This is a genomic window from Microbacterium sp. GXS0129 (assembly GCF_044769785.1).
Taxonomy (GTDB): Bacteria; Actinomycetota; Actinomycetes; order Actinomycetales; family Microbacteriaceae; genus Microbacterium; species Microbacterium nymphoidis.
This window is the reverse complement of sequence record NZ_JBIZVZ010000005.1, coordinates 269,141-291,542: the sequence shown is the minus strand read 5'-3', so window position 1 is coordinate 291,542 and position 22,402 is coordinate 269,141. Positions and strand designations below refer to the sequence as shown.

At 69.3% G+C, this 22,402-nt stretch carries 26 protein-coding genes; 13 read left to right on the top strand and 13 right to left on the bottom strand.

Annotated features, from left to right (window positions below; translation table 11 throughout):
* Positions 1–3: 3 nt before the first annotated feature.
* Positions 4–1,251, bottom strand: a complete 1,248-nt coding sequence (locus ACIQJ5_RS15725; RefSeq protein ID WP_231091112.1) for a sugar ABC transporter substrate-binding protein — start codon at positions 1,249–1,251, stop codon at positions 4–6.
* 174 nt (positions 1,252–1,425) lie between these two features.
* Complete coding sequence (locus ACIQJ5_RS15720) at positions 1,426–1,977, bottom strand: helix-turn-helix domain-containing protein (RefSeq protein WP_402845218.1); 552 nt, start codon at positions 1,975–1,977, stop codon at positions 1,426–1,428.
* 66 nt (positions 1,978–2,043) lie between these two features.
* Here ACIQJ5_RS15720 and ACIQJ5_RS15715 point away from each other — a divergent pair, with 66 nt between their 5' ends.
* Both ACIQJ5_RS15715 and nucS read left to right on the top strand, forming a co-directional pair.
* Positions 2,044–2,982 (top strand): NAD(P)/FAD-dependent oxidoreductase, encoded by a 939-nt coding sequence (locus ACIQJ5_RS15715; protein ID WP_402845216.1) that lies wholly within the window; start codon positions 2,044–2,046, stop codon positions 2,980–2,982.
* Between the two features lie 27 nt (positions 2,983–3,009).
* Positions 3,010–3,705 (top strand): endonuclease NucS, encoded by a 696-nt coding sequence (gene nucS / locus ACIQJ5_RS15710; RefSeq protein ID WP_231091115.1) that lies wholly within the window; start codon positions 3,010–3,012, stop codon positions 3,703–3,705.
* Here nucS and soxR read toward each other — a convergent pair whose 3' ends face one another.
* Positions 3,706–4,158, bottom strand: coding sequence for a redox-sensitive transcriptional activator SoxR (soxR, locus tag ACIQJ5_RS15705; protein ID WP_231091116.1), 453 nt, complete (start codon positions 4,156–4,158; stop codon positions 3,706–3,708).
* 94 nt (positions 4,159–4,252) lie between these two features.
* Here soxR and fdxA point away from each other — a divergent pair, with 94 nt between their 5' ends.
* From fdxA to ACIQJ5_RS15675, 6 genes are all read left to right on the top strand, one after another.
* Positions 4,253–4,576 (top strand): ferredoxin, encoded by a 324-nt coding sequence (gene fdxA / locus ACIQJ5_RS15700; protein WP_231091117.1) that lies wholly within the window; start codon positions 4,253–4,255, stop codon positions 4,574–4,576.
* Positions 4,573–5,922: an FAD-dependent oxidoreductase gene (locus ACIQJ5_RS15695; protein WP_402845213.1), complete on the top strand. Its 1,350-nt coding sequence runs from the start codon at positions 4,573–4,575 to the stop codon at positions 5,920–5,922. The genes fdxA and ACIQJ5_RS15695 overlap by 4 nt, the downstream gene beginning before the upstream one ends.
* Positions 5,919–6,425 (top strand): flavin reductase family protein, encoded by a 507-nt coding sequence (locus ACIQJ5_RS15690; protein ID WP_231091119.1) that lies wholly within the window; start codon positions 5,919–5,921, stop codon positions 6,423–6,425. The genes ACIQJ5_RS15695 and ACIQJ5_RS15690 overlap by 4 nt, the downstream gene beginning before the upstream one ends.
* 62 nt (positions 6,426–6,487) lie before the next feature.
* A complete protein-coding gene (locus ACIQJ5_RS15685) occupies positions 6,488–7,087 on the top strand; it encodes a superoxide dismutase (RefSeq protein WP_402845211.1) in 600 nt (199 codons plus the stop codon).
* An 85-nt stretch (positions 7,088–7,172) separates the two neighbouring features.
* Entirely contained in the window at positions 7,173–7,835 is a 663-nt protein-coding gene (locus ACIQJ5_RS15680; RefSeq protein ID WP_231091123.1) for an HAD hydrolase-like protein, read from the top strand.
* A 1-nt stretch (position 7,836) separates the two neighbouring features.
* Entirely contained in the window at positions 7,837–9,078 is a 1,242-nt protein-coding gene (locus tag ACIQJ5_RS15675; protein WP_402845209.1) for a hypothetical protein, read from the top strand.
* Between the two features lie 21 nt (positions 9,079–9,099).
* On the opposite strand, the gene ACIQJ5_RS15670 is transcribed toward ACIQJ5_RS15675, so the two are convergent.
* The 4 genes from ACIQJ5_RS15670 to trxA all read right to left on the bottom strand — a co-directional run bounded on the left by ACIQJ5_RS15670 (position 9,100) and on the right by trxA (position 11,885).
* Positions 9,100–9,306 carry a cold-shock protein gene (locus tag ACIQJ5_RS15670; protein WP_231091125.1) on the bottom strand — a complete coding sequence of 69 codons (207 nt, stop codon included), beginning with the start codon at positions 9,304–9,306 and terminating at the stop codon, positions 9,100–9,102.
* A 160-nt stretch (positions 9,307–9,466) separates the two neighbouring features.
* The gene (locus ACIQJ5_RS15665) at positions 9,467–10,309 is read right to left on the bottom strand and encodes a DsbA family protein (protein ID WP_402845207.1); all 843 of its coding nucleotides are present in this window, start codon (positions 10,307–10,309) and stop codon (positions 9,467–9,469) included.
* Between the two features lie 123 nt (positions 10,310–10,432).
* Positions 10,433–11,356, bottom strand: coding sequence for an aldo/keto reductase (locus ACIQJ5_RS15660; RefSeq protein WP_231091127.1), 924 nt, complete (start codon positions 11,354–11,356; stop codon positions 10,433–10,435).
* 142 nt (positions 11,357–11,498) lie between these two features.
* Positions 11,499–11,885, bottom strand: a complete 387-nt coding sequence (gene trxA, locus ACIQJ5_RS15655; protein WP_231091128.1) for a thioredoxin — start codon at positions 11,883–11,885, stop codon at positions 11,499–11,501.
* A gap of 191 nt (positions 11,886–12,076) precedes the next feature.
* On the opposite strand from trxA, the gene ACIQJ5_RS15650 reads away from it, so the two are divergent.
* Positions 12,077–12,757, top strand: a complete 681-nt coding sequence (locus tag ACIQJ5_RS15650; protein WP_402845204.1) for an Abi family protein — start codon at positions 12,077–12,079, stop codon at positions 12,755–12,757.
* A gap of 66 nt (positions 12,758–12,823) precedes the next feature.
* Entirely contained in the window at positions 12,824–13,459 is a 636-nt protein-coding gene (locus ACIQJ5_RS15645; protein ID WP_402845202.1) for a DUF6461 domain-containing protein, read from the top strand.
* A 42-nt stretch (positions 13,460–13,501) separates the two neighbouring features.
* On the opposite strand, the gene ACIQJ5_RS15640 is transcribed toward ACIQJ5_RS15645, so the two are convergent.
* On the bottom strand, positions 13,502–14,284 hold the full coding sequence (locus tag ACIQJ5_RS15640; RefSeq protein WP_402845200.1) for an ABC transporter ATP-binding protein: 783 nt from the start codon (positions 14,282–14,284) through the stop codon (positions 13,502–13,504).
* Between the two features lie 60 nt (positions 14,285–14,344).
* Positions 14,345–15,298: an ABC transporter substrate-binding protein gene (locus ACIQJ5_RS15635; protein ID WP_231091132.1), complete on the bottom strand. Its 954-nt coding sequence runs from the start codon at positions 15,296–15,298 to the stop codon at positions 14,345–14,347.
* A gap of 40 nt (positions 15,299–15,338) precedes the next feature.
* On the opposite strand from ACIQJ5_RS15635, the gene ACIQJ5_RS15630 reads away from it, so the two are divergent.
* The 3 genes from ACIQJ5_RS15630 to ACIQJ5_RS15620 are packed head-to-tail and all read left to right on the top strand — an operon-like array spanning position 15,339 to position 18,215.
* Positions 15,339–16,388 carry a FecCD family ABC transporter permease gene (locus ACIQJ5_RS15630; RefSeq protein WP_402845197.1) on the top strand — a complete coding sequence of 350 codons (1,050 nt, stop codon included), beginning with the start codon at positions 15,339–15,341 and terminating at the stop codon, positions 16,386–16,388.
* Positions 16,385–17,422, top strand: a complete 1,038-nt coding sequence (locus ACIQJ5_RS15625) for a FecCD family ABC transporter permease (protein ID WP_402845196.1) — start codon at positions 16,385–16,387, stop codon at positions 17,420–17,422. The genes ACIQJ5_RS15630 and ACIQJ5_RS15625 overlap by 4 nt, the downstream gene beginning before the upstream one ends.
* Entirely contained in the window at positions 17,415–18,215 is an 801-nt protein-coding gene (locus tag ACIQJ5_RS15620) for a siderophore-interacting protein (RefSeq protein WP_231091135.1), read from the top strand. Before ACIQJ5_RS15625 ends, ACIQJ5_RS15620 begins: the two co-directional genes overlap by 8 nt.
* A gap of 65 nt (positions 18,216–18,280) precedes the next feature.
* Here ACIQJ5_RS15620 and ACIQJ5_RS15615 read toward each other — a convergent pair whose 3' ends face one another.
* The 4 genes from ACIQJ5_RS15615 to ACIQJ5_RS15600 form a co-directional block, all read right to left on the bottom strand.
* Positions 18,281–18,622: a P-II family nitrogen regulator gene (locus ACIQJ5_RS15615; RefSeq protein ID WP_231091136.1), complete on the bottom strand. Its 342-nt coding sequence runs from the start codon at positions 18,620–18,622 to the stop codon at positions 18,281–18,283.
* 28 nt (positions 18,623–18,650) lie between these two features.
* Positions 18,651–19,922: an ammonium transporter gene (locus tag ACIQJ5_RS15610; RefSeq protein ID WP_402845193.1), complete on the bottom strand. Its 1,272-nt coding sequence runs from the start codon at positions 19,920–19,922 to the stop codon at positions 18,651–18,653.
* A 61-nt stretch (positions 19,923–19,983) separates the two neighbouring features.
* Entirely contained in the window at positions 19,984–21,207 is a 1,224-nt protein-coding gene (locus ACIQJ5_RS15605; protein WP_402845191.1) for an allantoate amidohydrolase, read from the bottom strand.
* Entirely contained in the window at positions 21,207–22,400 is a 1,194-nt protein-coding gene (locus tag ACIQJ5_RS15600; RefSeq protein WP_402845190.1) for an FAD-dependent oxidoreductase, read from the bottom strand. The genes ACIQJ5_RS15605 and ACIQJ5_RS15600 overlap by 1 nt, the downstream gene beginning before the upstream one ends.
* Between the last annotated feature and the right edge of the window lie 2 nt (positions 22,401–22,402).

Below are 22,402 nucleotides of genomic sequence, written 5' to 3'. Positions count from 1 at the left end.
GCCTCAGTTCTCGCCGTCCAGCGAAGCCTGGAGCGCGTCGGAGATCTTCGTCAGCCCCTCGGCCACGGGAGTGGCACCCGTCCAGATCTGCGTCAGCGTTTCATCCTCCACCGTGTGCCAGTCGGCGCCGGCCAGCGTCGAGGGGTACGGCTCGGCCGTCTCGGCCGCGTCGAGGAACACCTGCATGTTCAGTGAGCTGAAGCCGGCGAGCCAGGCATCTTGCGTGCCTTCGTAGGCGGGAAGGGCGTTGCCTGCCTTCGCCTGGATGTCCGCGGCGGCCTTCCCCGAGGCGAACTCGGCGAACTTCACGGCGATGTCGACGTTCTTGCCCTTGGCCGCCGCGACGTTGGCGAGGCCGTGGATCACGGAGATCGAGCCCGCGGGACCCTTCGGCAGCGGCGCGACCTGGATGTTCTCCCCCTCGGCACTCTTCAGGAAGAAGTTGGCGTTGGTGTTCTGGCTGAACATCATCGCGACCTTCCCGGAGCCGAACATCTCGGTGGGGGCGGTGTCGGTCATCTGCTCCTGGGTGGGCGAGGTGGCGTCGTTGATGAAGGAGAGAAGGAACTCGATGCCCTTCTGCGCGTCGGCGGAGGCGAACCCGCTCTTGCCTCCGGCAATCAGGTCGCCGCCGGCGGAGTAGATGGCCGGGTAGACGTTCTGCTGGGATGCGGCCACCGAGGCGAAGCCCTTCACATCAGCCGTGGTCAGCTTCTTCGCCGCCTCCTGCATGTCCTCCCAGGTCCAGTCCGCGGTGGGCTCGGCCACACCGGCCGCCTCGAACAGGCGCTTGTTGTACCAGAGCGCGATCGAGTCGAAGTCCTTCGGCGCTCCGTAGGTCTTGCCGTCGAGCGTGTACAGGTCGACGATGCCCTGCGGGTACTTCGAGGTGTCCAGATCGGTGAGCTCAGCGAGCTGACCGTTCGAGGCGTAGAGACCGAGGTTCGGCCCGTTCATCCAGAACACGTCGGGACCGCCGCCGCCGGTCATGGCCGTCTGCAGCTTGGTCCAGTAGCTGTCCCACGGTGTGACCTCCACCTTGACGGTGACGCCCTCGTTCTCCGCCTCGAACGCGGTGGCGATCTGCTGCATCGCGTCCTTCTGGGTGTCGTCCCAGATGGCGTAGGTGATCGTCGTCGACCCTCCCGCACCCCCGGTCCCGTCCGCCGAACCGCCCTCCGATGCACCGCATCCGGCCAACCCCAGACCGAGAACGGCAGCCGCTCCCGCGGCGATGATCCTGCGCTTCACGTCATCTCCTTCGACCGTGGCTGCTCGACTCCTTGCTAGGTTAGCTAATCGATTAGCCTCATGAATGAGACGACTGTATGTGATCGAGACTGATCGCGCAATCAGCGTTTCGATCACGTTTACGCAACGAGACGGCGCATCCACGCTTCACCGGCGGATTCCCCTGCTCCAGCGTCACTCCAGGGGATGCAGGTGCAGCCTCTCGCCGATCGAATTGAAGATGCTGATGACCTCCGTGCGCTGGGATCCGTCCGCCCGCATGCGGTGCGGCGTCGTCGTGGCGAACTCCGCCACCTCTCCGCGATGCAGCACGAACTCCGCATCCCCGAGGCCGAGCCGGAGGCGCCCGGACAGCACGTAGATCCACTCGTGACCGTCGTGCACCTGAAGCGGCCGCTCCGGCGCACCCGGATGATAGGTGAGCTTGTAGGCGCGCACCTCCGACTCCTCGCGCGTGAGAGGCGCCACGGTCATCCCATCGCGCTGCACGGCGACCTGCCGCACCCGCGGATCGCGATCCGCGGGCTCCAGAAGATCGTCGACCCGGATTCCTAGTTGCCGCGTCAGTGGGATGAGCAATTCCAGGCTGGCCTGGCGCTTTCCGGACTCGAGGCGCGAGAGCGTGCTGGCGGACATTCCGGCACGTTCAGCCAGTTCGTCCAGTGTCCAGCCGCGATCCTTGCGGGCGGCCCGGAGGCGCGGTCCCAGCCTCAGCAGTTCTTCCATCCGTCCATTCTTGCCGATACTGCAAGAAGACGTGCGATTGTCGCATGAACCTCGCAGACTGGTGCCATGACACAGCGCATCTGGGACGCCCTCATCATCGGAGCCGGAGCAGCCGGGCTCAGCGCCGCGCAGGCATTGGGACGATCCCTGCGCGCCACACTCGTGATCGACGCGGGCGAGCCCCGCAATCGCTTCGCCGCACACATGCACAACGTGCTGGGACACGACGGGAGACCGCCGGCTGAGATCCTCTCCCGAGGACGAGCCGAAGCTGAGGGCTACGGCGTTGAGTTCCACACCGGCTCGGTCACGGCCGTGCGCGAGGGGGACGGCGGCCTGGCGCGACTGATGGTGGAGCTCGCCGACGGCGAGGCGATCGCCACGCGTGCCCTGATCGTCGCCACCGGCGTGCGCGATGAACTGCCCGAGATCCCGGGACTCGCCGAGAACTGGGGCGCGAGCGTGCTGCATTGCCCGTACTGCCACGGATGGGAGGTGCGCGGCCGTCGGCTCGGCGTGATCACGACCTCGCCGGCGGGGATGCACCAGGCCCGGCTCGTGCGTCAGTGGAGCGAGGACGTGACGGTGTTCACCGCGGGCCTCGGTGAACTCGACGAGAACACCACCCGCGAGTTCGCGGCACGCGACGTACGGCTGGTGACCGAACCGGTGGTCGAGGTGGTGGGCGATGCCGAGGCGATTCGGTCGGTCCGTACCGCGGACGGCGCCGAGCATCCGATCGACGCCGTGTTCACGGCGAGCACTCCGGTGACCCGTGACGCGTTCCTGGACGGCCTGGATCTCACCCGCGCCCCGCGCGAGCAGGGCGGCGCGCTGATCGTGGACGCGATGCAGCGCACCAGCCACCCCCGCATCTGGGCGGCGGGCAACGTGGTGGTCCCGTTCGCTACGGTTCCCCTCGTGGCGGGCGCCGGCGCATTCACCGGGTCAGCGGTGAACGCCGCCCTCGTCGAGGAGGACTTCGAGCTCGCCGTCGGCTCCTGAGCGACGGCGGTGACGTAGGCTTTTCCGGTGCGCCTCGTCATTGCCCGTTGCAGCGTCGACTACACCGGTCGGCTCAACGCCCATCTGCCCGAAGCGACGCGTCTGCTGATGCACAAGGGCGACGGCTCACTGCTCGTGCACTCCGACGGCGGCTCCTACAAGCCGCTCAACTGGATGAGCCCGCCCTGCTCGTTCTCCGTCGAGGATCTCGATGACGACGACACCGCCGCGGGCGTCGTGGAACGCTGGCGCGTCGTGCACAAGAAGTCCGGCGACGCGCTCACGGTGCGCATCTTCGAGCTGATCCATGATTCGGCCCACGACCTGGGCGTCGACCCCGGGCTGCAGAAGGACGGCGTCGAAGCGGATCTGCAGCGGCTGCTGGCCGAGCAGATCGGCCTGGTGGAGGACGGCGCACAGCTCGTGCGACGCGAGTACCCCACGGCCATCGGACCCGTGGACCACATGGTGCGCGACATCAACGGCAACCACATCGCCATCGAGGTGAAGCGCAAGGCGAACATCGACGCCGTCGAGCAGCTCACCCGCTACCTCGAACTCCTCAACCGCGACCCGGTGCTCGCCCCCGTGCGCGGCATTCTCGCGGCGCAGTCCATCGCCCCGCAGGCGCGGACTCTTGCGGTGGACCGCGGCATCGAGGTGCTGCTGCTGGACTACGACGCCATGAAGGGCGTGGACTCCGGAGCCCCCACGCTGTTCTGATCAGACCGGGATGCGGCGGGCGCCCGAGCCCGAGTCGCCCAGTTGATCATCCGGGTTGAGCAGGCTGCACGCCTTCATGGAGAGGCAGCCGCATCCGATGCAGCCGGTGAGTTCCTGTTCCAGGCGTTCGATTCCCTGGCGCCGCTGTTCGAGCACCTTCTTCCACCGCCGCGACGCCCGCTGCCAGTCCTCGTGGGTGGGCGTGCTCGACAGCGGCACGCTCTCGAACGCCTCCTTGACGTTCTCCAGCGGGATGCCGAGCCGCTTGGCCACCGAGATCAGCGCCACGCGGCGGAGCATGTGGCGCGGGTAGCGACGCTGGTTTCCCGACGTGCGCAGGGATGCGATGAGCCCCAGCCGCTCGTAGTAGTGCAGCGCGGAGACGGCGACACCGGTGCGATGACTCATCTCGCCGACGCTCAGCAGCTCGTCCGGACGATGCGCGGCTTCCATGGCGTTCCCTTGACTTGACCTCAACTTCACTTGAGGTTTTAGCGTAGCCGTTGTGGGACCCGAAAGGTCCCGGATCATCGTGAGGGAGGTCTGCGTGACCTATGTGATCGCGTTGCCCTGCGTCGACGTGAAGGATCGCGCGTGCATCGACGAATGTCCCGTCGACTGCATCTACGAGGGCGAGCGGATGCTCTACATCCACCCCGACGAGTGCGTCGACTGCGGAGCCTGCGAACCGGTGTGCCCGGTGGAGGCCATCTACTACGAGGACGACCTGCCGGACGAGTGGTCTGCGTACTACAAAGCCAACGTGGAGTTCTTCGACGGTCTCGGCTCCCCCGGCGGAGCAGCCAAGACCGGTCTCATCCCGCGCGATCACCCGCTCGTCGCCGCCCTCGCACCCCAGGAGACCGAATGACCATCCCCGTGATCGCGATCGTCGGCGCGGGCCCCGCCGGGGTGTACGCCGCTGACATCCTCCGCACCCGCGTGCCCGACGTGCAGATCGATCTGTTCGAAAAGCTCCCGGCGCCCTACGGCCTGGTGCGCTACGGCGTCTCGCCGGATCATCCGCGCATCAAGAAGATCCAAGACGCGCTGCACGAGGTTCTCGAGCACCCGGGAATCCGTCTGCTCTGCAACGTCGAGGTCGGAACCGACGTATCGATGGACGAGCTGCGTGCCGCCTACGACGCGGTGATCGTCTCCACCGGGGCGGATCGGGATGCAGACCTCGGCATCCCGGGCGAGCAGCTGCCCGGATCCTTCGGCGGGGCGGACTTCGTCGCCTGGTACGACGGCCACCCCGATGCTCCGCGCGAGTGGCCTCTGGATGCCCAGGCGGTGGCCGTGATCGGCGCGGGCAACGTCGCGCTCGACGTCGCCCGCATGCTGATCACCCACGCCGAGGACCTCGCCCACACGGACATCCCGGACCATGTCGAGCGCGGCTTCGTCCACAATCCCGTGACCGACCTGCATCTGCTCATCCGTCGCGGCCCGGCAGATGTGCGCTTCTCCCCGCTGGAGCTGCGCGAGCTCGGCACCCGCCGGGACGTCGATGTGATCGTGGACCCCGCCCAGCTCGTGCTCGATGAGCACGCGGAGCGCATGATCGCCCAGTTCTCCCAGCGCCGCATCGTCGTGCGCACGCTGTCCGAATGGGCTGCGATCGACCCCGCCACGAGAACCGCCTCCCGCCGCATCCACCTCCACTTCTATCAGCAGCCCGCGCGCATCCTCGGTGAGCATCGCGTCACCGGGATCGAGATGGAGCGCACACGCCCGGACGAACTCGGGCGTATCGCGGGCACCGGCGAGATCATCCGCCACGAGGTCGGAGCGGTGTACCGCACCATCGGCTACCGCTCCTCCCCCCTCCCGGGCGTTCCGTTCGACGAGGCCACCGGCCGCGTGCCGAACGCGGCCGGGCGAGTGCTCGGCGCGGACGGATCGCCCATCCCGGGACTGTATGCGACGGGATGGATCCGGCGCGGCCCCGTCGGTCTGATCGGTTCGACGAAGTCGGACGCCGCGGAGACGGTCGACAGCCTGATCTCAGACCTCGGCGGGAAGGCCGGCGTCGGGCCGGAGGGCTCAGCGCGACTACGTGACCGCCTCGCCGGGGTCGTCGGCTGGGACGGGTGGCTGCGCATCGACACGGCCGAGCGCCTGCTCGGCGCCGAACGCGGTCGCGAACGCACCAAGATCGTCGACCGCGACCTCCTCCTCGACCACGCCCGCACCACGGAGCACGCACGATGACCCCCACCACCGTCGACCTCGCCACCGACTTCAAGGCCGCGTTCCGCGAGCACCCCGCCGGCATCGCGCTGATCACCGCACGCTCGCCGGAGGGGCCGGTGGGGCTGACCGCATCGAGCGTCGCCTCGGTCGCCATCGACCCGGCGGCCCTCGTGTTCTCCGTCACGCGCACCACCGGCAGCGCGGGTCTCATCCTGGCGGCGGAGTCGTTCCTGGTTCATCTCCTCGATGCCAGACATGCCGCCATCGCCGGCGCGTTCGCCGTCTCGGGCGGGGAGCGATTCACGCCGGAGCAGGGATGGGCGACGCTGGCGACCGGTGAACCACACCTCGCGGAGGCCCGGGTGGCCCTGCGCTGCCGGAGCCTGCAGCAGGTGCCGGTCGGCTCATCCATGCTCGTGGTGTCCGAAGTCCTCGACATCCACACCGCGGAACAGCCCGGAGGCGGCGTTCCGCTGATCTACCACGACCGCACCTTCCGAGCCGTCGGCGATCCGATCTGACCTCACCGACGTTTCCTGGCCACGGGCCGTCCGGCCCGCGACAACCGATGAAAGGAACGGACATGTCCGTCTACACCCTCCCCGACCTCCCCTACGACTACAGCGCTCTCGCTCCGCACATCTCCGCGCGGATCATGGAGCTGCACCACTCCAAGCACCATCAGGCATACGTCACCGGTGCGAACACCGCACTGGAGCAGCTCGCCGAAGCCCGCGAGTCGGGGAACTTCGCGAACATCAACAAGCTCGAGAAGGACCTCGCGTTCAACCTCGGCGGACACCTGAACCACAGCGTCTTCTGGGAGAACCTCTCCCCGAACGGCGGCGGCGAGCCCGAGGGCGAGCTGGCCGAGGCGCTCGGGTCGCACTTCGGCTCGATCGAGCGGTTCCGCGACCACTTCACAGCCACCGCCCTTGGCGTACAGGGGTCCGGGTGGGCCGTGCTCGCGTGGGATGACCTCGGCCAGCGTCCGGTGATCTTCCAGCTGTTCGACCAGCAGGGAAACGCCCCGCTCGGGGTGACTCCGCTGCTGCAGCTGGATGTGTGGGAGCACGCGTACTACCTGGACTACGCGAACGTCCGCGCCGACTACGTGAAGGCGTTCTGGAACATCGTGAACTGGGATGACGTGACCCGGCGCTTCACCGCTGCCCGGGGCTGATCTTCCCGTTCATTGCGCGCGAATGGCTCCAGAACCCCCGGTTTTGGAGCCATTTGCGCGCAATGAACGCCGCTACGCTGGGGAGGTGGCGAACTGGTCTTGCGTGCTCTGGGATGTGGATGGAACCGTCGTGGACGCGTCCGAGGGGATCCTCCGCCGCCTGATCGAGGCCCACGAGCACTTCGGCCACGTACCGCCGACGCACGACGACCTGATCCACTGGATCGGCCCGCCGATGTACCAGTCCTTCCAGGAGCGTCTCGGGATGACCTCGGAAGAGGCGACCGGGGCCGTCACCTTCTACCGCACGCTCAACAAGCGCGACGGATATGCCACTGGCGTGCGTCTGTACGACGGTGTCGCGGACCTCATGGCGGACATCGCCGCTGCCGGGATTCCCCAGTCCACCGCCAGCTCCAAGCCGGAGCCGCAGGTGGTGGCCCTCATGGACCATTTCGCCCTCGACGGACACCTCACCGCAACGGTGGGCTCGTCTCCGGATGAGCGCACTCGCGCAAGCAAGACCGACGTGATCCGGGAGGCGCTGCTGCGTCTCGAAGCGCAGGGCGCCGACATCTCGCGTCCGGTGCTCGTCGGCGATCGTCATCACGACGTCGACGGCGGCGCGGAGACCGGTGTTCCGGTGATCTTCGTGTCGTGGGGATTCAGCGAGCCGGACGAGTCAGACGGCGCGATCGCCGTCGCACACGATGCGCTGGAGCTGCGCGCACTGCTGTTGGGGGAATGACATGTGGGAGGCGATCTACCCGTCACTGATCATCTTCGGGGGCACTGCGGTGGCGATCACCGCCCTCACCTGGATCGTGCGACGCGTTCGGCGTCGTCCCTCGGCTGCGGTCGCCGCAGAGGCCGCGCGCGAAGATGCCGGCGGCGCGCTGGTGCGCCTGGACGATGCCATCGCCGAGGCGGACATCGAGCTGGGCCTCGCGGGAGCCGTCTATGGCGGCAGGGAGCCGGCTCTGCTGGCCCGTGCACGCCTGCGGGCCGTGCAGGTGCGCGACGACGGCTTTGCCCGCCATCGGGAGCTTTCCGATGCACCGCCCGCGGTCCCCACGCTCCGACAGCGATCGGAACGGCTGCGGACCGAGGCCGAGAGTGCTGTCGCGGAGCTCGAAGCCGCGCGTGAGCAGCACGCCGCCTGGCTGCGTCGCAACGCCGATGCGCCGCGCCAGATCACGGCGCTGCGGCGGCGCATCACCGAGGTCACCGAGCAGCTCGGCGAACCCGGGGTGCGCGAGCGAGAGCTGGCCGAGCGATTCGCCCAGGACGAGGCGAAGAACACCACTGAACCGCTGGGAGCCGCACGCCGGCACCTCGAGGCCGCAGAGCAGGCGCTGCTCGCGGCCGAGGAGATGCGCACCGACCCCACTCAGCCCATCCTCGAACGCCTCACGGACGCCGAGCGCGCGCTGCGCGATGCCGAGCGCGCCATGCAGTCGGCGGATCAGGCGTACGAGCAGACGCGCGCCGCAGCCAACGCGGCACCGGCAGAGATCGCCTCGGTGCGCGCGGAGATCCGTCGCGTGGTGGCGCTTCAGCGCGAGGTCCCGCCCGTCGCAGCGGCACGGCTCGGCGAGGCGGCCGAGGCGGCGACCGCCGCGGTGGACGCGCTGGAGCCACGTGCAGCGACCGAGCCCAGTGCGGTGATCGCAGGCATCACCCGGGTGCGCGATCGGCTGGACCTGGCCGCCGGCGATGCACGCACGGCCCGGGCGCGACTCGACGGCGCGAAGAACGCGCTGCCGGGGACCCTGGCGACGGCACGCATGCTCATCGGGCGCGCCGAGCAAGCGGTGGCGGCGGGGTCATCGGCCGAGGCCCGCATCCGATTGGCGTCCGCTCGCGATGAACTCGCGCGAGCGCGCAACGCGGACGACGTGGTGGCCGCGCTGGACGCGGCACGCCGTGCCGTCAGACACGCCGAAGACGCCGATGCGCTCGCCGCATTCGGGCGAGCGCATCGGATCTGAGATTCGGGGCGAATCCGAGATTCAGAGGGGGCGGATGTTCTCCGCCTGCAGACCCTTGGGGCCCTGGGCGACGTCGAACTCGACGCGCTGGTTGTCCTCCAGGCTGCGGTAGCCGCTGCTCTCGATGGCCGAGTAGTGTGCGAACACGTCAGCGCCACCCTCGTCGGGAGAGATGAAGCCGAAGCCCTTCTCCGAATTGAACCACTTGACGGTGCCTGTCGTGCTCATTACTTACCGTTCTTTCGGGTGCACTCCTGTCGCGCACCTTTGGGGATTGTGGTCCCAACTTAGTGGAAGCGATTCCCATATCACAGAGCCCCGTCTCGGATGGTGACCGAAACGTGACCGGAATGGGATACGAATAGCCCGAATGGGATACGAAACCGGGCTATGGGGCCTGCGCGTCGATGACCTTGCGGAAGTCGGCCTCGGGAAGGGCACCGGAGAGCACCTCGTCGCCGATCACGAAGAACGGCACACTGGTCACGCCCATCTGCTGCGCGCGAGCGGTGTCGGCGGTGACAGCGGCGGCGAGGGAGGGATCGTCCAGCGCCGCGGTGAAGGCGGCGATATCCGGTACTCCCGCCTTCTGCGCGAAGCCGACGAGGGTCTCGCGCGGCATGTCGGGGTGCCCCGAGGCGGGAGCGGCGGCATAGAGCACACGGAGGAACTCGCCGAAGCGGCCCTGTGCAGCCGCTGCGCGGGCGGCCACGGCCGCCGCGGTCGAGTCCTCGCCGAAGAAGGAGACGTCGTGCACCTCGTAGCGCACAGCGCCGGTGTCCACGTAGTCGGCGATGATGGCCGGCATCGTCTCGTTCGTGTACTTTGCGCAGAACGGGCACCGGTAGTCGACCCACTCCACGATGGTGACGGGGGCGTCGATGTCACCGAACGCCATCGGGTCGTCTGCGGTGCGGCGAGCGACCTGCTCGGCCAGCGGCGCCGCATCGCTTCCCGCGGCCGCGGCGCTGCTGCTGGGAGTGGGAGCCGACGTGGCCGTCGCCTGCGGCGCGGGCGCGGCCTCGGGGGCCGCGGGACGGAGCGCCAGCAGGATCACCGCGATCAGCAGGCCGAGCGAGACCAGCCCGAGGATCACGTTCAGGATCGTCGACGTGCGCAGCCGGCTGCGCAGCTCGCGCTCCAGCAGTGCCTGCGGGGCAGGGGCGCCGGGGACGGTCGTCGGGGATGCCGCGTGCTCGCGGCCGGTCGGGTTCTGGACGGGTTCGGACACCTCCTCAGGGTAGGCGACAGCCGCCAGGCCCGCGGGCCGGCGCAACCAGGCCCACCCGCGAGACCAGCCTCGGGATGGGCCTGTTGCCGTATCGCCGCCGACGGGGTCGGCGGGCGTGTCGCGTCAGCGAGCGGACGCGGCCGTGAGGGCGTCGAGCTCCGTATCGGTGAGCGCGAGGTCGAACGAGGCGACCAGTGCCGGAAGCTGCTCGGGCGTGCGGGCGGAGGCGATCGGCGCCGCGACCGACGGACGCGAACGCAGCCAGGCGAGGCTCACCGCGGTCACCGGCACGTCGTGCGCGGCGGCGACACCGTCCAGCACCTCCAGCAGCGCGAGGTTGCGCGGGTCGTCGAGGTACCGTGCCGAGTTCGAGCGCGCCGTGTCGACGTCAGCGCCCGGACGGAACTTGCCCGTGAGGAAGCCCGCCGCGAGGGCGAAGTACGGCACCTCGCCGATGCCCAGTTCCAGCAGGGTGGGAATCAGCTCGGTCTCGGCGTCGCGCTCGACCAGGTTGTACTGGTCCTGTGCGAAGGAGATCGGGGTGAGCGCGTTCTCGGCGATGACGGCTGCGGCGGAACGAATGCGCGCCGGCTCGAAGTTGGAGACGCCGACCGTGCGGACCTTGCCCGCGCGAACAGCCGCGTCGAAGGCGCCGAAGGCCTCGGCCTGCTCCACGTCCGGGTCGTCGCGGTGGGCGAAGTAGATGTCGATGTGATCGGTCTGCAGACGACGAAGCGAGTCATCGAGCGCCGCGGCGATGTTGGCCGCTGACAGCCCGGGGCGCGATTCCAGGGAGAAGACCTTGGTCCCGATCTGCACGCGATCGCGCACGCCCGGCCGCGCGGCCAGCCACTCGCCGATGATCGTCTCCGACTCACCACCCGAGTTGCCCGGGATCCACGCGCTGTAGACATCAGCGGTGTCGATCGTGGTGCCGCCGGCGTCCACGAAAGCGTCGAGAATGCGGAAGGAGGTGTCGCGGTCTGCGCTCCACCCGAAGACATTGCCGCCGAGGATGAGCGGGCCCACAGTGATCGTCTCAGTCATGCATCCAGCCTAGGAACCCCCGGCGCGGGCGGGGCCGCTGCCGACGAGGATGACGCCGCGTGACGTGGTGATCGGCCACCGGGGAAAGGGGAACGCCGCGCAGGAGCCATCCGCGCGGCGTTCATCCGCTCTCGGAGAAAGATCAGACCTGTGCCCCGTCGGCGGTCCCGGCCTCCTGCTCGGCGATCTGGCGGCGGACGTCGTCCATGTCCAGACCCTTCACTGCGGTGATGACCTGCTCGAGCGCAGGCTCGGGCAGTGCTCCGGGCTGCGCGAAGACGAGGATGTTGTCGCGGAAGGCCATCAGTGTCGGGATCGAGGTGATCTGGAACCCGGCGGCGAGCTGCTGCTCGGCCTCGGTGTCGACCTTGCCGAACACCACGTCGGGGTGCGCCTCGGAGGCCTTGTCGTAGATGGGCGCGAACATGCGGCACGGACCGCACCACGATGCCCAGAAGTCGACGAGCACGATCTCGTTGTCGTTCACCGTCGACTCGAAGTCGGAAAGGGTCAGGTCCTTGGTCGCCATGCTCCCACGCTACGCGGTCGGCGAGGCCGGCGGGCCGATTCCGTCTGTGGATCCCCTGCGCCGTGCACGCGGGTGGTCTACGATGACGGGACAAGCCCCGAGTGGACCGCTGGATCTCGACCACGTCGCCGGGGCTCTGCTCTGTCCACAGGGGCCTTCGGCCCTCATCGCCGGTGAGCGACGATGGCTGCATGTCCGACCTCTGGATCGACTCCTGGCTGAGCGGGCCGCGCTTCCAGCGCTACGTCGATGAATGCTCCGGTGATCGCAGCGCGGCGCTGCGACTGTACGAGTGGAACGCAGAGCTCTCGCACGTCATCATGCACGACATCTCGCACTTCGAGGTCGCGCTGCGCAACGCCTACGATGCGGCCATCATGCAGTCCTGGCCGCACCCCACCCACTGGCTGCTGCATCCCGACTCCCCCGCGGTCACCCCGATCTGGCGCACCCGCGAGATCAACGGCATCAAACGCGGAACCGACGTCAACGAGGCGAACCGCAAGAGCGTGGACGAGGCGATCGCCCGAAGCGGCTACGGGCGTGCGACCCCCGGCAAGGTGATCGCGGAGCTGTCGTTCGGGTTCTGGCGTCAGCTGACCACTGCGGCGATGGAGAAGACGGTGTGGGTTCCCTACCTTCACCGCGCCTATCCGCGCCGGACCTCCCGCCGCCTGATCGATCGCGACATCGCCGCGATCAACACCCTGCGCAACCGCATCGCGCATCACGAGCCGCTTCTGCCCTCGACGATCGACGTCCCGACGACGCATCAGGCGATGCTGGAGTGCCTGCGGACTCTGGCTCCCGAGGCGCACGCGCACGTTCTGACCACCTCGCGCGTCACCGAGACCCTCGCGCGGATGCACTGACGAAGAACCCCCACGCGGGGGGTCGATGCCTCGCTGTGTCAGGCGGCGCACATCTACGATGTTGCGATGACCGCACTCCCGAGCGACTACGCCTGGATGGACGACTTCTTCCTCGGCGACGCCTATTGCCTTGCCGTGATCCGCGATCGAGGGGCCACGGAGATCATCGAGTCCCTGGGCGGCGCCGAGCGACAATCGGCCATCGGGATCGAGGGGCTGGCCGCGCGGGCGGATGAGGAGTGGAACGCGGAGCTGGCGGGTCGTCCCACCATGCTCGCCGGTTTCATCGAGACGCCGGCGGCCACCCTCATGATGGAGCACAACGGCTATCTCGGCACCCTGGATGCTCTCATGCGCCCGCTGTCGCGAGGCACGACGATCGTCTCGCACTTCACGAACGTCAACGCGCTGGATCGCCTCACCTTCTGGTCGGACGGCGTGATGGCGCTGGACATGGAGCCTTTGCTCGCAACCGAGGCGGTCCCGGTACCGGCGCACTGGCGTCCGCAAGCGATCGAGTGCGGACTCCGCCTCGAGGACACCCCGGCACACGGCGACGAAGCGGCCGACGCGGAGTTCCTGGCGCACCTCGCCTCCGGAGTGTTCGCCTTCGCCGAGCGGCTGAGCGGGGTCCCCGTGACGGTCAGCATGGTTGAGGGCTCGATGAGGACAGCACTCATCCCGCTCCCCGCCGATCGCTGAGGTCACGTCGATGGGGGCGCGGCACCAGCGTGCGCCGGCGCCTCAGCGCCTCACCACCAGCGGGGTGCCGGTGACCGGATCGGAGATCACGACGGAGTCGATGCCGAACACCTCGCGGATACGATCCGCGGTCATCAGCTCGGCGGGAGAGCCGGTGGCCACCACCTGTCCCTCTTTCATGAGGACGAGGTGATCCGCGTACCGGGCCGCCTGGTTGAGGTCGTGGAGGACCGCGATCACGGTCTTGCCCTCGCCGTTCAGCGTGCGCAGCAGATCGAGCAGCTCGAACTGGTGCGCGATGTCGAGGAACGTCGTCGGCTCGTCCAGGAGCATCACGGGGGCCTGCTGTGCCAGCAGCAGCGCCACCCACACCCGCTGACGCTGACCGCCGGAGAGCTCATCGACGGCGCGTTCGGAGAGCTCCGCCGTGCGCGTGGCCGTCATCGCCTCCCGCACGGCCACGGCATCCGCCGCCGTCCAGCGCTGCAGCGGGGTGTGGTGCGGATAGCGTCCGCGGGAGATCAGATCGGCGACGCGCATGCCGTCGGGTGCGATGGCATCCTGCGGGAGGAGGCCCATGCGGCGGGCCAGCTCCTTCGTGCCGTACTCCGCGAGCGCCCGCCCGTCGAACAGCACCTGCCCGGCGGCGGGTTTCAGAACGCGGGCCAGCGCCCGCAGCGCGGTGGACTTCCCCGAGGCGTTCGGCCCGAGAATCACGGTGAAAGCACCGGCGGGCAGCTCGAGGTCCATGCCGTCGATCGCGATGCGCTGGTCGTAGGCGACCACCAGGTTCCGGGCCTCGAGCGCGGGAACGGATGAGGACATGATCTCCTTCGGGAAGGCCGCCCGTGAGCGCGGTATCGCGCACACGGGCGGAACAGCGGGTCAGCCGAGCAGCTTCTCGACCTGATCGATGACGAGTCCGGCACCCACCACACCGATGCCGACCATCCAGGTGTCATCGTCAACGGAGTGCGCGTTGCCCGCACTGACCGCCGGCAGCCCGCCCCAGAGGCCGGTGATCTTCTGCTCGGTGGTGGCGGCGGGGTCGCCGCCCGGGCTCGTGTAGAACACGACGTCGCCGTCGATCTGCTCGTACAGCTCGGGGCTGAGCTCCATCATGGAGTATTCGTTCCAGTCGCGATCGGCGCCGAGGTCGAAGCCCATGTCGGTGAGCAGGGTGCCGGAGAAGGTTCCCGGGCCGTACAAACGGAAGTTGTCGGAGCGGAATCGCACGATCGAGGCGGTCTTGCCCGCCGCGCCGACGGTCTCGCCGACGCTCTTCGCGCGCTCCTGGACACCGGCGATGAGCTGATCCATCTCCTTCGTCTGGTTGACGGCGGCGGCGGTGAGCTCTGCCTGCTCGGTCCAGTTGGTGCCGGTGTCCTCCGAGAAGACGGTGGGAGCGATCGCCGACAACTCCTCGTAGAGGGCCTCGTGGCGCACCTTGGAGCCGATGATCAGGTCGGGGGCGAGGTTGGCGATGGCGTCGATGTCGGGCTCGGCGATGTATCCCACCGGCTCGGTGGTGCTCAGCTCGTCGGCGAGATAGGCGGGGAAGCCGCGACCCGCACCGATCTCCGGCGCGCCGACGGGCGTGATCCCGAGGGCGACCAGCGCATCCAGCGGCGGCGAGTCGAGCACGACGATGCGCTCGGGCACCTGGTCGAACTCCTCCTCCCCCATCGCGTGCGTGACGGTGTACCCCGTCGTCGTCGCCTCGGCTTTTTCGGGCTGGCCCGACGCGGGGGCACTGCAACCGGCGGCCAGCAGGGCGAGTGCGGCGATGCCGGCGAGCACGGTGGAGGTTCGAAGGCGGCGCAGGGTGATTGTCTTCATGGGACTTCATCCTATGAAGGTTTGGATAGGCTAACCAAATATGAGTTCTTCGTCCCTGATCAGCAGGCGCGCCGAGGCCGGTGATCGCACCGGGCTGCGTTGGCCATGGCCGGCGACGCTTCTCAGCATCATTCTCCTCGCAGTCGCCATCGTGCTCAGCCTGGCGGTGGGCGCCCGCTTCATCCCGTTCGACGAGGTGGTGCGCTCGCTCTTCGGCACCGGGGATGAGAACGTCCTCAACATCGTGGGCGAGCTGCGCGTGTCACGCACCATCACCGGCCTGCTGTGCGGCGTGGCCCTCGGCGCCGCGGGAGTCTTGATGCAGGCACTCACCCGCAATCCGATCGCGGACCCGGGAATGCTCGGCGTGAACGCCGGGGCGTCCTTCGGCGTCGTGGCGGGGCTCGCGATGTTCGGCACCCTCGGCGTCGGCGGCACGGTGTGGCTGGCACTGGCCGGTGCCGCGGGGGCATCGGCCGTGATCTTCTGGTTCTCCGGTTCCCGCTTCGCGGCAGCGTCCCCCGTCCGTCTCGTCCTGGCCGGCGTGGCGTTCTCGGCCATCCTGGGAGGTGCCACCCAGGCGCTGGTCCTCACCGACGAGCGCATTCTCGACGTGTTCCGCTTCTGGCGGGTGGGCTCGCTCACAGCGCGTCCCGCGGATGAGGTGCTGGGGCTGGTCGCGTTCGTCATCGTTGGTGCCGTGCTGGCCCTGCTGCTGGCACCGGTGCTCAACCTGATGTCGCTGGGCGATGACAGCGCGATCGCCCTGGGCGTCCGTCCCGGACTGGTGCGGGCTCTCGGGCTCGTCGCCGTCACCGTGCTCTGCGGGACGGCGACCGCCGTCGCCGGTCCGATCTCGTTCCTGGGCCTCGTCGTGCCGCACCTGCTGCGACGCGTGGTCGGCCCCGACCTGCGCGCGGTCATGCCGCTCGCACTCGTGGTCGCACCGGCCTTGCTCCTGCTCGCCGACACCGTGGGGCGGCTCATCGGGCGCGGCGCCGAGGTGCAGGTCGGGATCGTGATGGCTTTCGTGGGTGCGCCGCTGCTGATCGCCTTCGTCGTGGGCCGACGACGGGCGGGGCTGTCATGACCGCACTGTTGCCCGACGACCTCGTTCTGACGCGGCGGCGCTGGTCGGTGCGCGCCAGCAGGCGCGCACTACTGTGCGCCGTGGCGATGGGTCTGCTGCTGCTGGCGCTCTGCGTCACCGCGCTCATGGTGGGCGAGTACGTGGTGACGCCGGAGGCGCTGGTGCGCACCCTCCTCGGCGATCCGCCCGCGCGCCTCGACGGCTTCTTCGTACTGGGCCGCCGGCTCCCCCGCGCTCTGGTGGCCATCGTGGTGGGCATCTGCCTGGCCGTCGCGGGCGCCGTCTTCCAGACCCTCACCCACAATCCGCTGGCCAGCCCCGACGTGATCGGCATCAGCAGCGGCGCATCGGTGGGTGCCGTCACGGTGTTCCTCGTGTGGGGCGGGTCGATCGACCAGGCCGCCCTCGGGGCGATCGTGGGTGCGGTCGTCATGGCGGGCGTCATCATGCTGCTCACCGCGCGATCGGGTCTGCACGGGGTGCAGCTCGTCCTCACCGGCGTCGCACTCTCGGCGATCGCGATGGCCGTGGTCGACTACGTGCTCACACAGGTCTTCGTCGCCAGTGCGACGACCGCACAGACCTGGCTCGTCGGCTCGCTCCAGGGTCGCGGCTGGTCGGATCTGCTCCCGGCCGCCGCGACCCTGGTGGTGCTGGTCCCGATCATCGCGACCACGGCGCCCGCCGTGAGGATGATGCCGCTCGGCGACCAGCTGGCCACCGCGCTGGGTGTGCGGCTCACACGTGCACGATGGGTGCTGCTGAGCTGCGCCACCCTGCTGGTCGCGATCGCCGTGGCCACGGCGGGCCCCGTGTCTTTCGTCGCACTCGTCGCGCCGCACATCGCACGCCTGCTGTGCGGTCGGACAAGCCTGATCGTCGCCGGGCTCACCGGCGCCGTGCTCCTGCTGGCCAGCGACCTGCTCGCCCTCTACGCCTTCCCCGCCCCGATCCCCGTCGGCGCGGTCACCATCACTCTCGGCGGCGGGTTCTTCCTGTGGCTGCTGTTCAGAGAAGGAGCCCGTCGTGACTGATCCCACCCGCACCGCCCGCGCCCCGCAGCGGCCCCGCCGCATCGGCGCGCGCGTCTTCCCCGCCACCGTGACGCGGACCCGCCAGCTCACCCCGCACATGCGTCGCCTCACGCTCACGGCGGCGGAGTTCGCCGACTACGCGCCGATCGGTCCGGACGAATACCTCGGGCTCCTGATGCCGCGCGATGAGGCTGCGCCGTTGCGCCTTCCCCCGGAGGGCGGCGAGAACATCCGCGCCGCTGTGGCGGACATCCCCGACCACGAGAGGCCCGACCTGCGCTGGTACACGCTGCGCGAGCACCGGCCGGAGCAGCAGGAGATCGATGTGGACTTCGTGGTGCACGGGGACGAGGGCCCCGGCACGCGATTCGCCCTGCGCGCTCGGGCCGGCTCGGTGCTCGGCGTCCGCGAATGCACCGCCCTGTATGCCGCACTGCCGCAGGCGCGCACGCGCGTCATCGTGGGCGATGAGACCGCACTGCCTGCCATCGCGCGGATCCTCGAGGACACGTCATGCGATGACACCCGCGTATTCGTCGAGATCGGCGACCCCGACGACATCCAGTCATTGGCCGGGGATGTCGCGTGGGTCCTCCGCGGCGACGCGCGGCCAGGCGATCGCCTCGTGGCCGCGGTGCGCGAGGCGCAACTCGCCGACCGGATCGACTACGCCTGGGTCTGCGGCGAACGTCTGGCGGTGCAGGAGATCCGCCGCCTGCTCGTGGAGCACGGCGTCGGGAAGGACCGGATCACCTTCTCCGGGTACTGGCGCCTGGGGGAAGCCCGCCTCTGACCGACCCGCACACGGTTACCCCGCGAGACCTCTGCCGGCAGAAGCCTCGCGGGGAACAGGAGGAGCTAGCGGATCGCGGTGGGTCCGGTCTCTCCGGTGCGGACGCGGATGACCTGCAGCACGTCGGTGACCCAGATCTTCCCGTCGCCGATGGCGCCCGTGCGGGCTGCGTCCTGGATCGCCGTGACGGCGGCGTCCACCTCCTCATCGGCGACGACGATCTCCAGCGAGATCTTGGGGAGGAAGTCGACGCGCACCCGCTGAGAGCGGTACACCTCCACCTTTCCGGCCTGTGCGCCGTGTCCCTTCGCGTCGTAGATCGTCATTCCGGTGATCCCGACCTCCGCGAGCGCTGTGCGAACCGGCTCCAGCGCACTCGGCTGCAGAACTGCGGTGATGAGCTTCATGATCGTGTCCTTGTCTCGGTCGCGGCGCTCAGGAGCGCACGTCGTCCAGGTCGTAGGCGGTCTCGGCGTGCAGCGTGGTGTCCAGACCCGCGCGTTCCGTGCTCTTGCTGACGCGGAGCCCCACCGTGATCTTCAGCAGCCAGGCGATGAGAGCCGTCACGATGAATGTGTACGCGAACACGGCGACGATCGCCAGCGCCTGCGTGCCGAGCAGACTCCAGTCGCCACCGAAGAAGATGCCGGTGGCGCCGGCGGGAGATGCCGGGTCGGCGAGGAACCCGATGGCGAGGGTTCCGAAGATGCCGGGGAACATGTGGATCGCCACCGCGTCCAGGGCGTCGTCGTATCCCAGCTTCTCCTTGAGCCCCAGGGCTGCGAAGGCCACGACTCCGGCGAGGAGGCCGATGATGACCGCACCCACCGGTGAGACGGAGTTCGCCGCGGGGGTGATGCCGACCAGGCCACCGAGGACGCCGGAGATGGCGCCGAGGGAGGTGGCCGCCTTGCGGACGATGCGCTCGATCACGATCCAGCCGAGGAGACCGGCGCAGGCCGCGATCAGCGTGTTGGTCACGGCGACGCCGGCACTGTCGTTGATGCCTCCCGACGACCCGCCGTTGAACCCGTACCAGCCCACCAGCAGGAGCCCGGCGCCCACTACCGCGATCGGGAGGTTGCCCGGCCGGCCGACGTGCGGGAAGTCCCGGCGCTTGCCGAGGAAGAACGCGAGCACGAGGGCCGCCACACCCGCGTTCATGTGCACCGCCGTGCCGCCGGCGAAGTCGATGGCGTGCAGCCCGTTGGCGATCCAGCCACCCGTGGTCGATCCGTCGGCGGAGTCGAACGCGAACACCCAGTGCGCCACCGGGAAGTACACCAGGGTGGCCCAGAGGCCGGAGAAGATGAGCCAGGCCGAGAACTTCATGCGGCCCTCGACCGCGCCGCCGATGATCCCGACCGTGAGACCGGCGAAGATGAGCTGGAACACGGCGATGAGGATGGCGGGCACGGCACCCTCCGGTGTCTCGGCGCCGAGCAGCGACTGGATGCCGAACAGGTCGGTGGGATCCCCCAGGAGGCCGGCGCCGCCGATGGAGTTGCCGAGCGTCAGACCGTAGCCGAACAGCACCCAGAGCACCGCGGTGACGGCGAAGCCGCCGAGCACGATCATCATGGTGTTCAGGATGTTCTTGGTGCGGGAGAGCCCGCCGTAGTAGAGCGCGAGTCCGGGGAGCATGAGCGTCACGGCGACGGTTGCGGTGAGCATCCAGCCGGTATTCACCTGCGAGGTGATGTCCATGTCGTTCCTTTCGTGAGGCGAGTCGGGTGGCCCGGGAGCGTTCGGGCGCTCCGGGCGGGTGTCATGAGGTGAGCAGGTCCTGAAGCACGGCGGTGAGCGCCGCGACGCCCGCCGTGACATCTGCCGCCTCGGCGGTCTCCGCGGGGGTGTGCGAAGACCCGGTGGGGTTGCGGACGAAGATCATCCCGGTGGGGATGACCTCCGCGAGCACACCGGCGTCATGGCCCGCACCCGTGTCGAGTACGGGAGCTTCGGGAAGGACGCCCTGCATGCGATCGCGCAGGGCGGGGTCGAAGGCGACCGTGGGTGAGAAGGACTGCTCCGTCACGGTGACGATGCAGCCCTCGGCGTCGGCGGCGCGTTCGGTGGCAGCGCTGACCTCGCTGACGATGCGCCGCACGGCGTCCTCCTCGCGATGACGCACGTCCATCCACAGATCGACCGCGGACGCGATCACGTTGGTTCCGCCGGGGGTCACCGCGATCCGCCCCACTGTCCCCCGGGCATCGTCGATGACGAGCGTGTGCACCCGCAGGGCGCGAATCGTCTCGGCCGCGACGACCACGGGATCCTGCCGGTCCGCCATGCGGGTGGCACCGGCGTGGTCGCCGCGCCCCTCGATGCGCACACGCCAGCGGCCGTGGGCGATGATCGTGCCGGCCAGCGCGACGGGTTCATCGAGGTCGATGAGCCCGCGCCCCTGTTCGACGTGCAGCTCGACGAAGGCCGAGATCGCGGCGAGGCGAGCGGAGTCGGCGCCCAGGGCATGCGGATCGAGGCCCGCCTCTGCGGACACCGAAGCGTAGTCACGACCGGACCCATCCGTCAGCGCGCGCACCCGCTCCGGAGTGATCGCGCCGGAGAGAAGACGGGAGCCGAGGCAGGCCACGCCGAACCGCGACCCCTCTTCCTCGGGAAAGACGGCGACGGCAAGCGGCCGCGATGGCTCCACACCGCGCTCGCGCAGCAGGTCCACGGCGGCGAGGGCGCTGGCAACACCTAGCGGCCCGTCGAAGTTGCCGCCGCCGGGAACGGAGTCCAGGTGCGACCCGGTGACGATGACGTCCGTGCGGTCGCAGCCCTCGACATCCCACCACGCCCAGAGGATCCCGTTGCCGTCGGTTTCCACCGCCAGCCCACGCTGCTCGGCGTGGCGGCGGAACCACGAGCGCAGTTCCCGCTCTGCCTCCGAGAACACCGGGCGGGAGTACCCGCCACGCTCGGCGTCGACGCCGATGACGGCGATCTCGGCGAGGAGGGCGTTGGCGTCGGCGTGTGTCGTCATCACACCACCGCCGCGAATCGCTGACCGGTCGCGCGGAAGCGCTCGCTCACGGACGCCCTGCCCGTGACGAGGTCGTACACGATCTCACCCAACAGCGGCGCGAACTTCGCTCCCTGCCCCGAGCACGGCGACACCACCGTGATGCCGGCCGCGCGATCGATGATCATGTCGTCGCGCGGAACGTTGGTGAACAGGCACGTGGTCTCCGCGTACGGCTCCGCGACCAGACCCGGCGCGAAGGCCGCGACGAAACGGGCGACACGCGCCCGGTTCGCCGGGTCGACGACACCATCCTGCGCATAGGCGGACACGATCCGCCTGCCGCCGTTGTACTCCGCGACCTTCTGTCCGCGAAAGTGCGCGTCCCGGCCACCCGGGAGGCCATAGGTCTGGATGCTCTCGCCTTTGTAGATGAAGGTGGGCCAGGACGTGGACTCCCCCGGTGCCGGCTCCCCGTGGTCCGCGAGCGCACGGTAGGGGAAGTGAAAGGCGTTCTCCTGGCGTACCTCGAATTCCGGGAGGGACCGGGCGAAGGTGCTCGGCAGATCGAGGTCTCGCAGCAGGGCGGGCAGCCACCCGCCGGCGGCCACGATGACCTGTTCGACGTACAGCGTCTCCCCGGTGGCCGAGGTGAGTACGTACCCGCCGCCGCGATGCGCCACCGAGACCACCTCCCAGCCCGTGCGCACCTGTGCGCCGGCGGCCGTCGCGAGCTCGAGCATCGCGAGCACCGACTCCTCGGCGTCGATCACGCCAGCGCCGGGGTGCCACAGCACGTCGGTGTCGAAGTCCAGGTGCGGCCAGCGTGACGCGGCCTCGTCGCGAGCGAGCAACTCGTGTTCCACGCCGACGTGGTCCAGGACGCCGGCGAGGCCGCGCGGATCGCGCACCGTCCCGAAGTCCAGAGCACCACTGGGCGTGATGAGGCGGCGGCCGCTCGCGGCCTCCAGCTCGTCCCAAGAGCGACGCGCCGTCACCACGAGGCCGGCGTAGAACGGATCCCGGTATCCGTAGCGGAAGATGCGCGCGGACCCGTGGGAGCTGCCCGCTGGCGACGCCGGGACGTCGCGCTCCAGCACGATGACATCGGCACCCGACTGGGCCAGTCGCCAGGCGGCCGAGGCCCCGGTGAGGCCTGCGCCGATGACCGCGTAGGTGGCGGATTCCGCGCGGGCGGAAACAGAACCGTGCATGA

Excerpts from the sequence above, each read along its gene's own strand:
- ACIQJ5_RS15720 (WP_402845218.1), bottom strand. The coding sequence starts at position 1,977 with ATGGAAGAACTGCTGAGGCTGGGACCGCGCCTCCGGGCCGCCCGCAAG.
- ACIQJ5_RS15715 (WP_402845216.1), top strand. The coding sequence starts at position 2,044 with ATGACACAGCGCATCTGGGACGCCCTCATCATCGGAGCCGGAGCAGCC.
- soxR (WP_231091116.1), bottom strand. The coding sequence starts at position 4,158 with ATGGAAGCCGCGCATCGTCCGGACGAGCTGCTGAGCGTCGGCGAGATG.
- ACIQJ5_RS15695 (WP_402845213.1), top strand. The coding sequence starts at position 4,573 with ATGACCATCCCCGTGATCGCGATCGTCGGCGCGGGCCCCGCCGGGGTG.
- ACIQJ5_RS15690 (WP_231091119.1), top strand. The coding sequence starts at position 5,919 with ATGACCCCCACCACCGTCGACCTCGCCACCGACTTCAAGGCCGCGTTC.
- ACIQJ5_RS15685 (WP_402845211.1), top strand. The coding sequence starts at position 6,488 with ATGTCCGTCTACACCCTCCCCGACCTCCCCTACGACTACAGCGCTCTC.
- ACIQJ5_RS15675 (WP_402845209.1), top strand. The coding sequence starts at position 7,837 with ATGTGGGAGGCGATCTACCCGTCACTGATCATCTTCGGGGGCACTGCG.
- ACIQJ5_RS15670 (WP_231091125.1), bottom strand. The coding sequence starts at position 9,306 with ATGAGCACGACAGGCACCGTCAAGTGGTTCAATTCGGAGAAGGGCTTC.
- ACIQJ5_RS15660 (WP_231091127.1), bottom strand. The coding sequence starts at position 11,356 with ATGACTGAGACGATCACTGTGGGCCCGCTCATCCTCGGCGGCAATGTC.
- trxA (WP_231091128.1), bottom strand. The coding sequence starts at position 11,885 with ATGGCGACCAAGGACCTGACCCTTTCCGACTTCGAGTCGACGGTGAAC.
- ACIQJ5_RS15650 (WP_402845204.1), top strand. The coding sequence starts at position 12,077 with ATGTCCGACCTCTGGATCGACTCCTGGCTGAGCGGGCCGCGCTTCCAG.
- ACIQJ5_RS15645 (WP_402845202.1), top strand. The coding sequence starts at position 12,824 with ATGACCGCACTCCCGAGCGACTACGCCTGGATGGACGACTTCTTCCTC.
- ACIQJ5_RS15640 (WP_402845200.1), bottom strand. The coding sequence starts at position 14,284 with ATGTCCTCATCCGTTCCCGCGCTCGAGGCCCGGAACCTGGTGGTCGCC.
- ACIQJ5_RS15635 (WP_231091132.1), bottom strand. The coding sequence starts at position 15,298 with ATGAAGACAATCACCCTGCGCCGCCTTCGAACCTCCACCGTGCTCGCC.
- ACIQJ5_RS15630 (WP_402845197.1), top strand. The coding sequence starts at position 15,339 with ATGAGTTCTTCGTCCCTGATCAGCAGGCGCGCCGAGGCCGGTGATCGC.
- ACIQJ5_RS15625 (WP_402845196.1), top strand. The coding sequence starts at position 16,385 with ATGACCGCACTGTTGCCCGACGACCTCGTTCTGACGCGGCGGCGCTGG.
- ACIQJ5_RS15615 (WP_231091136.1), bottom strand. The coding sequence starts at position 18,622 with ATGAAGCTCATCACCGCAGTTCTGCAGCCGAGTGCGCTGGAGCCGGTT.
- ACIQJ5_RS15610 (WP_402845193.1), bottom strand. The coding sequence starts at position 19,922 with ATGGACATCACCTCGCAGGTGAATACCGGCTGGATGCTCACCGCAACC.
- ACIQJ5_RS15605 (WP_402845191.1), bottom strand. The coding sequence starts at position 21,207 with ATGACGACACACGCCGACGCCAACGCCCTCCTCGCCGAGATCGCCGTC.
- ACIQJ5_RS15600 (WP_402845190.1), bottom strand. The coding sequence starts at position 22,400 with ATGCACGGTTCTGTTTCCGCCCGCGCGGAATCCGCCACCTACGCGGTC.